This is a genomic window from Clostridium sp. (genome assembly GCF_050717535.1).
Lineage (GTDB): Bacteria > Bacillota > Clostridia > Clostridiales > Clostridiaceae > Clostridium_AD.
In genome coordinates this window covers 63,943-71,529 of sequence record NZ_JBOITM010000084.1, presented here as the reverse complement: position 1 = coordinate 71,529, position 7,587 = coordinate 63,943, and the positions used below count along the sequence as shown (strand labels likewise).

The 7,587-nt window shown below is 30.0% G+C and carries 8 protein-coding genes; 2 read left to right on the top strand and 6 right to left on the bottom strand.

The window, feature by feature from the left end; translation table 11 throughout:
* The first annotated feature begins 223 nt into the window (after positions 1–223).
* Both ACREVU_RS18060 and ACREVU_RS18055 read left to right on the top strand, forming a co-directional pair.
* Entirely contained in the window at positions 224–370 is a 147-nt protein-coding gene (locus tag ACREVU_RS18060; RefSeq protein ID WP_431552989.1) for a hypothetical protein, read from the top strand.
* Complete coding sequence (locus ACREVU_RS18055; protein ID WP_431552988.1) at positions 345–2,051, top strand: recombinase family protein; 1,707 nt, start codon at positions 345–347, stop codon at positions 2,049–2,051. Before ACREVU_RS18060 ends, ACREVU_RS18055 begins: the two co-directional genes overlap by 26 nt.
* Here the strand turns inward: ACREVU_RS18055 and rlmH are convergent.
* The 6 genes from rlmH to ACREVU_RS18025 form a co-directional block, all read right to left on the bottom strand.
* Complete coding sequence (gene rlmH / locus ACREVU_RS18050; protein WP_431552987.1) at positions 1,992–2,471, bottom strand: 23S rRNA (pseudouridine(1915)-N(3))-methyltransferase RlmH; 480 nt, start codon at positions 2,469–2,471, stop codon at positions 1,992–1,994. The two genes, ACREVU_RS18055 and rlmH, sit on opposite strands and share 60 nt — an antisense overlap.
* 109 nt (positions 2,472–2,580) lie before the next feature.
* Complete coding sequence (locus tag ACREVU_RS18045; protein ID WP_431552986.1) at positions 2,581–3,378, bottom strand: DUF2705 family protein; 798 nt, start codon at positions 3,376–3,378, stop codon at positions 2,581–2,583.
* Between the two features lie 55 nt (positions 3,379–3,433).
* Positions 3,434–4,231 (bottom strand): ABC transporter permease subunit, encoded by a 798-nt coding sequence (locus tag ACREVU_RS18040; protein ID WP_431552985.1) that lies wholly within the window; start codon positions 4,229–4,231, stop codon positions 3,434–3,436.
* A 78-nt stretch (positions 4,232–4,309) separates the two neighbouring features.
* Positions 4,310–5,545: an RNA-guided endonuclease IscB gene (gene iscB, locus ACREVU_RS18035; protein ID WP_431552984.1), complete on the bottom strand. Its 1,236-nt coding sequence runs from the start codon at positions 5,543–5,545 to the stop codon at positions 4,310–4,312.
* Positions 5,546–5,831: 286 nt separating this feature from the next.
* Positions 5,832–6,737: an ABC transporter ATP-binding protein gene (locus tag ACREVU_RS18030; protein ID WP_431552983.1), complete on the bottom strand. Its 906-nt coding sequence runs from the start codon at positions 6,735–6,737 to the stop codon at positions 5,832–5,834.
* Positions 6,738–6,799: 62 nt separating this feature from the next.
* On the bottom strand, positions 6,800–7,423 hold the full coding sequence (locus ACREVU_RS18025; protein ID WP_431552982.1) for a TetR/AcrR family transcriptional regulator: 624 nt from the start codon (positions 7,421–7,423) through the stop codon (positions 6,800–6,802).
* Positions 7,424–7,587 lie beyond the last annotated feature (164 nt).

Sequence of the window (7,587 nt, the reverse complement as noted above, 5' to 3'; positions counted from 1 at the left end):
TTCTATGTGAGTATGTATATTCGACATAATTTAATAAAATCCTTTTTGTATTTATTACCCTTTTAATGAATTTATTACAAATGTAATTCATTAAAAGGGTTTTTGTATAGTCGGAAGATGAGTTATAAAGTGATTTTTTCATTCAAAATTTGGATGTAAATTTTATTGTCTCGTCTTTATTTATTATGAATCAACAATAAGCTATGGAGAGGGGCAATAAAAAATGAAAGAACAGTCTTCAAATAATACCAACTATAAAGCATTTATAAATCTTTTATCAGAAATAGTTATGAAATCTAAAACAACAGAAGACAATAAAAAGCAGTTAGAGGGAGGAAATAAGTATGCAAACTACACAAAACAAAGTTAATAGAGTTGCTATATATGCAAGGGTATCTACTCAAGAACAAGCAGAACATGGGTATAGCATAGATGCTCAACTTAAAATACTTTATGAATATTGTAAGCAATCAAACAAACTTCCATATAAAGAATATGTAGACAGTGGTATTTCTGGGAAATCAGTAGATGCTAGACCTCGGCTTAAGCAAATGATGACAGATGCTAGGAATGGTCTATTTGATGAAGTAATTGTATGGAAAATTAATCGTTTATCAAGAAAGCAAAATGATTTAATGAACCTTGTAGATGAACTTAGTAAATACAATGTAACATTTAGAAGTTACAGCGAAAACTTTGAAACTGAAACCCCTATGGGTAGATTTGCCCTTCAAATGATGGGAAGTGTAGCAGAACTTGAAAGAAATACTATAGTTGATAATGTAAAAATGGGCATGAAGCAACGTGCCCAAGAAGGGAACTGGAATGGTGGCATAGTTCTTGGTTATAAATCAGTAGATATAAGTACAGGAAGTCGAAAAAATAGGGAAACACATCTTGAAATCATTCCAGAAGAATCAATGATTGTTCAAAGAATTTTTAATCTCTATGCTAATGGAAAAGGGTTAAAAGCTATAACAAACCAATTAAACCATGAAGGATATAAAACTAAAAAAGGCAATCCTTTTAATGTGAATGGAATAAAGGACATTCTTCATAATCCGATTTATATAGGAAAGATTCGCTTTGGAAGAAATCCAAACTACAGTACGATAGGAAGGAGTACCTCAAATGATTATATTATTGTAGATGGAAAACAGGAAGCAATTATCAGTATAGAATTATGGGGAAAAGTCCATTGTCTGTATAAAGCAAAAAGTGGGAAACCTCCTAAAACCTTTGAAGGTACGTTTCCCCTTACAGGGTTAATAAGATGTCCAGTATGCGGAGCAGGAATGGTATCACATAGAACTAAGAAGAAAAACAAAGATGGAACTTATACTATTCATAAATACTATACTTGTGGTCAATGGAGGAATAAAGGCACTGCTGTATGTAAATCTAATGGTATTCGTGCTGATTATGCAGAAAATTATATTTTTCATAGGCTACAAGAAATTCTATGCAATAGACAAATATTACAAGATATTGTTGATAATATTAATGAGAAAAGACAAAATATTGTTAAGCCTTTAAATGAAGAACTTATTATTATTAACAGAAAAATCAATGAATGCGACAGAAAAAACACTAAATATTTTGATTTATATATGGAAAATATAATAACTAAAGAGGTATTATCAAAAAAGCTTGAAGGATTAGAAACAGAAAAAGAATCTTCAATTCAAAGGAAATCTCATATTGAAAGTGAATTAGATAGCCAAACTACTGATTATATACCTTATGAATTTGTAGAACATATATTAAATAATTTTGAAAATAGCTTAAGAACTGCTCCGATAGAAAATCAAAAATCTTTATTACAGCTTATAATTAAAGATATATCAGTAACTAATGATAAAAAGATTGATAAAATCAACCTAAAATTTGATGAAGATATTCAAAGATACTTTCTTAAAGACAAAGCAGGAGAATCCTCTACTATGGGGGATTCTTCATGCATTTCAAAGTATAATCAAAAAAGTTATCCGTTATTTGTGGTACGGTTCACCACTTATTATTCTAAACCCTCTGTAAATCTGCTCCAGTAACATAACTCTAAATAGTTGATGTGGAAAAGTCATCTTTGAAAAGCACAGTTTATAATTAGCTCTTCCTAGAACTGCCTTAGATAGCCCTAAGGATCCTCCAATAAGAAAAGCTATATTACTTTCTCCTCTTACTCCTAAATCCATTATGTAACTAGAAAGCTCTTCTGAAGATAGCATATTTCCCTTTAGTTCTAGTGCAATAGCAAACATACTATCCTTTATATTCTTAAGTATTGCCTCCCCTTCTTTTTCTTTTATTATAATCTCTTCTTTCTCTGAAGCATTATCTGGAGTTTTCTCATCACTTAGTTCAATAATATTCAGTTTACAGTATCTAGATAGTCTTTTAGTATATTCATCTATAGCACTTTTCAAATATTTCTCTTTTATTTTTCCTACACAAATTATAGTTATGTTCATTTTAAATCTCCTTCATCGTATATATACGCCATCTGCACTACTGTAATATTAATGTTGTCATAAATATTTTATACTATTGAATCCCACATTTCAAATTTCTATATTACTACTATATATTCATATCTCTTTTTTCATAAAAAGTATATGTGATCCACACCATTGCAGAAATAATTATAATCGATAGTATTACAAAACCCAATTGAAGTCCACCGCCATACATCAAGTTTTTAGCATCAAAATATTTAAATGGGGTAAAGTATTTAAGGCTTTCAAGCTTGCTGTTCATATCTACTGCTATAGATAGCATAAATGTAATTAATAGTACTGCCGTTGATATTGATGTAGCCGACTTTGGTTTTTTACATATTGCAGCTATGGCTGTTCCGATAAACATAAACATAAGTTGCAAAATGAACATTCCAACCATTAAAATTACTATATCTGAACTTACGGCTTCCCCATTACTGTATTTTCTAACTATAATTATTGAAATCACTAATGTAATAATATTAAATATTAAAATATTTAATATAGCTGCCAATAGTTTTGATGTTATAATTTTTTTCCTTGAAATAGGTTTTACCATTAGAAACTCTGCAGTTTTATCCCGTTCTTCCTTTGAAATTATATCTGATCCAAGCATAGTAGCATGTACCGTTGCCATAAGAACTAGGTATAAAAAGATTACTCCATAAAAACCACTGGCTTTTGACAAATCAAAAGTACCCATACCCATAATGACTTGCATAGATTTTGGCATTTGTGACATTAGCTCATTTATAGATTGGCTATCAGATGAAAATGCAACATATTTTCCCATACCACCAGCAATCATAAGTAATATACCAAAAGCCCATATAATAAGACTTTTTCTATGGGCTTTCATCTCTACAATAAATATATTCATAAATTGACCTCCTTATATTCCTTAATCATTACCTGCTGTACTACAATATTACTTGTTACACAGCATGAATATCCTTTTTAGCGTATACGAAATAACTGGAATTAATTGCTAAAATAATAAATGCTATTTCTATTATAATAAATGTTGTGTCATAACTAGAATTTTTTACAATATAGTTTGTATCAAAATATTTAAAGGGAGTAATATAACGCAAAGCACCATCTTCCGACGTAGATGCAATCATCCCAATAAAGAAAAATGCAAATACTGTGCCGAGAGAAATAGGTATCACAGATTTAATCTTGGAAGCCATTACAGAAATTATAATCCCTAGAGATAAAAACATAAGCTGAACAAAAAACAACGTAATAGAGATCATAAAAAATATTTTGTAACTATAGTCTGCAGTTTTTACAATTGATGCCATAATACTAGCAGCCACTAAATAGATAGCATTAGTAATTATCAAGCATGTTACTGCAGCTATTAGCTTTGATGTCATAATCTTGCTGCGGGTAACAGGTTTTGTTAAAAGGAAATCTACTGTTTTCCCACTTGTTTCCTTGGATATAATTGAAGTTCCTAAATTCATGGCTTGAATTGCTCCGCAAAGTGTTATATATAAAAATATATAGGAATAAAATCCTAAGATAGAAGACATGCTATCTACAGAAAGTCCCAATGCTTTTCTTACTGGTTCTGGAAATCCTTCCATTAATTTTTTAAATGTTTCAACTTCCTTTGAAAAGGCTGGAAACATTGCAAGCATAAGTATAACAAGTGTAACTAGGGTAACTGTCCATATAATATTGGATTTCCTATAAGCCTTCATTTCGTGTAAAAACATATTCATATCTTATATCTGGTTAATTAAATCTTAACACAATTATACATTTGATTTAATTCACCAGTTCACCTCCTTATTTTTTTATTAAGCCCACCGTATACATTTTGGTCTTGATAATAGCTTTAGACTTTTCAGACCATATCTTTTTAATATTCCACCGTTTGTTTGTGTCATATTAAATTGATTTTTATTTGGGTACAATGCTGTAATATATCCAATATACTCGGTTCCGTTTTTCTTGGTATATCTTACATAATCTCTATGTTTAAATCCTTTTACACTCAGTTCTACGTCACCCTTAGATTTTTTACGTAAAGGCGTTAGTTGCCAGTCTTTGACATCAATATTACTTTTTTTGATATCTAAGTTACATATAACTAAAGCGTCATTAGAGTGAGACTTTTCTATATTCCAATCATTTCTATGGTTTGCAGTATCGCCACCCGTAGTTAAATATAATGAGGCTATTTTCTTAAGCTCAGTTTGTAAATATTTTTTACCTTGCATAACATGCATTGCATCGCTAAGATTTAATTTTTTACCTTTTATTACAGCTAGGTATTTATCCATTAGCTCGATATCTTTGCCAAAAGTTTTTATGTGACAGGATTTACATAAGGTTACAACATTGTGTATACTATCTGCTCCTTTAGCACGTCTTGGCTTAATATGGTGTTCTTCTAGATTTTCTTTAGAACCACAATCAACGCAAGTAAAGTTATCTCTCTTGAGTGCTGCTATCCTAATGTTATTATCTAATCTATTAGATTTTTGATATTGCCATTTATATAGTTTTTGACCTTCAGTTAGGACTCGTATATCTATTAAAACATTTTCTAAATATATAGAATCTATCTTAATCCATTTGATTATCTGGCTCACACTTTTTAAAATGGACTGTTTCTTCTGCATAACTGTTGGAGCAAGTCTACCTTTTCTTTCAGACGATTTTCTATTGTTAAATCTTTTTTCTCGATACCTTTTATGATATCTATGATAGGTTCTATACCCTTTTCTAATAGTCATCTTCTTAGAAACATCATTTCTAAGTTCTATAGTTCCCTTAAATATTGGTTTTACTTTAGTTTCACAATTTTGAATTATTCCTAGCCCAACATGTTTGCTTCCATCGTCAATTCCAAGATAAGTTTTAGTTTTATCAGTATTATCCTCCTTAACTATTTTAAATAATTGTATTACCATTGGAAATTTATTAAGCATTTTAGCTTTTTTATTTCTAATAAGATAATAAGCTTTATTTTTGTTACATGGACTTAATCTGTTACCAGATAAGTCCAGTACAAATGAATATTCGACCATCTCTAGTCAACCTCCCTTCGGGAAATTTTTCTTCTTGCCAATGTAAAATGATGGTGCACTGGATTTCGGTGTGTCTAATCATAGTTAAGCCGTAGCAAAACCTTAGATTATTTTCCTCCTCATTATCGTAGAGCTTCAGACTGAAGTACATCTAAAGGTACGTCTTTAACCTGTCATTTCACGTAGTTCATCGTGCTACAATCTTTTCAGATGCTACACTCACTTAGGCTTGAAAGCAACGTTTACTGCATGAACAACTGAATATGTTCATTTTTATTTAAAATTGTTAAGATTTTTTTAAGCAGTTTGGTAGCTCCTTTTCATAATAATGCATAAATATCTCTTCAAGATCTGGCTCTTCAATCCAAAGATTAATTATTTCTATTTCCGAAATCTTTTTCATAATAAAATTAATATTGCCTCTAAATAAAAAACTTATTATGTTACCATTTATATCTAAATTAGTGGCTCCGTCAATTTTGAAATAATTATCATCTATTTTTGATTTTACTTCAATTTTAAATTTTTTATGATTATTTTCTTGTAATGTACTAATCTTTTCAACCTTTATTATTTTTCCCTCTTTAATAATTGCAACGCGATTACAAAGCCTCTGAACCTCACTTAAAATATGAGAAGAAAGTAAAATTGTTGAACCCTTCTTATTCTCTTCCTCTAGGAGTTCAAAAAACTTTTGTTGCATAAGTGGGTCAAGGCCACTGGTAGGCTCATCAAGTATAATAAGTTTAGGTTCATGTAGAAGTCCCTGGACAATACCAACTTTCTTTTTATTACCAAAGGATAAATCATCAATTTTTTTATTTAAGTCAAGGTCCATTATTTCTGCGAGTTCCACAATTCTTTTACTACAATCACTCTTGTAAAAACTAGCTGAGTACTTTAGTAGATCAATAACTTTCATATTGTCATAATAAAAAACCTCTGAGGGTAGATATCCTATTTCTTTTTTTATCTCCGGTCCAAATTTCACACAGTCCTTACCAAAAATTGTAGCACTGCCAGAAGTCGGATAAATAAGAGCTAATAGTGTTCTTATTAGTGTTGATTTGCCGGCACCATTAGGTCCAATAAACCCAAAAATTTCTCCCTGCTCAACATCAAAACTCACATCTATAATTCCTCTTGCCTTCCCGTAACTTTTAGTCAAATTCTTAATTTCAATAACATTCATATTTTAACCTCCCATGGAATTTATTTTGTGCTCACTTAAAAATACTTTCGGAAGCCTTATTACTATTTATAAAAACTATCTTTAAATATATCTATATAACTATCCATCTCTTGAAAAACTTTTTCATAGTCCATTTGTTTAGCTGCAGATGCTTTTGCCTTTTGTAGTTCGCTTGTGCCAAACCCGTCAAGTGTCCACATTATAATATTGATGACCCTACTTACATCAACACCATCACGAAATTTCGTTTTATCAATATTATTAAATACTTTACTGTAGTTACTATCAGAAAGCACTTTCTTTTTTTCTTCTATTTCACTTTTTACCTCACTACAACCCTCACCTATGGCAGTTTCTAAAAATTTAAAAATACTAGGATATTTGTACAAGAGCTCCAGTTTAAAGGAAGATATTTGACGTAATTTTCCGAAAATATCATTTTCTTTTTCATCAACCTTTTCATTAAATTCATCCATACAGATCTTCACGCAGTAATCAAACACAAACAAGAATAGTGTTTTTTTGTTTTGGAAATAATGAAATAAAATTCCCTTTGATATTCCTGCTTCTTTCACAATGTCATTTGTAGATGCTTTATCAAAGCCTTTATCTGCAAATTCTTTAATGACTGCCTGTAATATTCTCTCTTGTTTTTCTGGTTTTAAGTTTAAGAACTTTGAAAACATAAATTCACCGCACTTCCTAATTTATAATTACCTAAATATTATTATAGTACTTTAATAAAAGTATTATATCATTTTTGACCATATCGGTCAATATTTTTTATGTATCTATGTTTTATTATTTTGTCTATAATTAATTAAAAAAATCAAAAAAGTAAATAAAACCT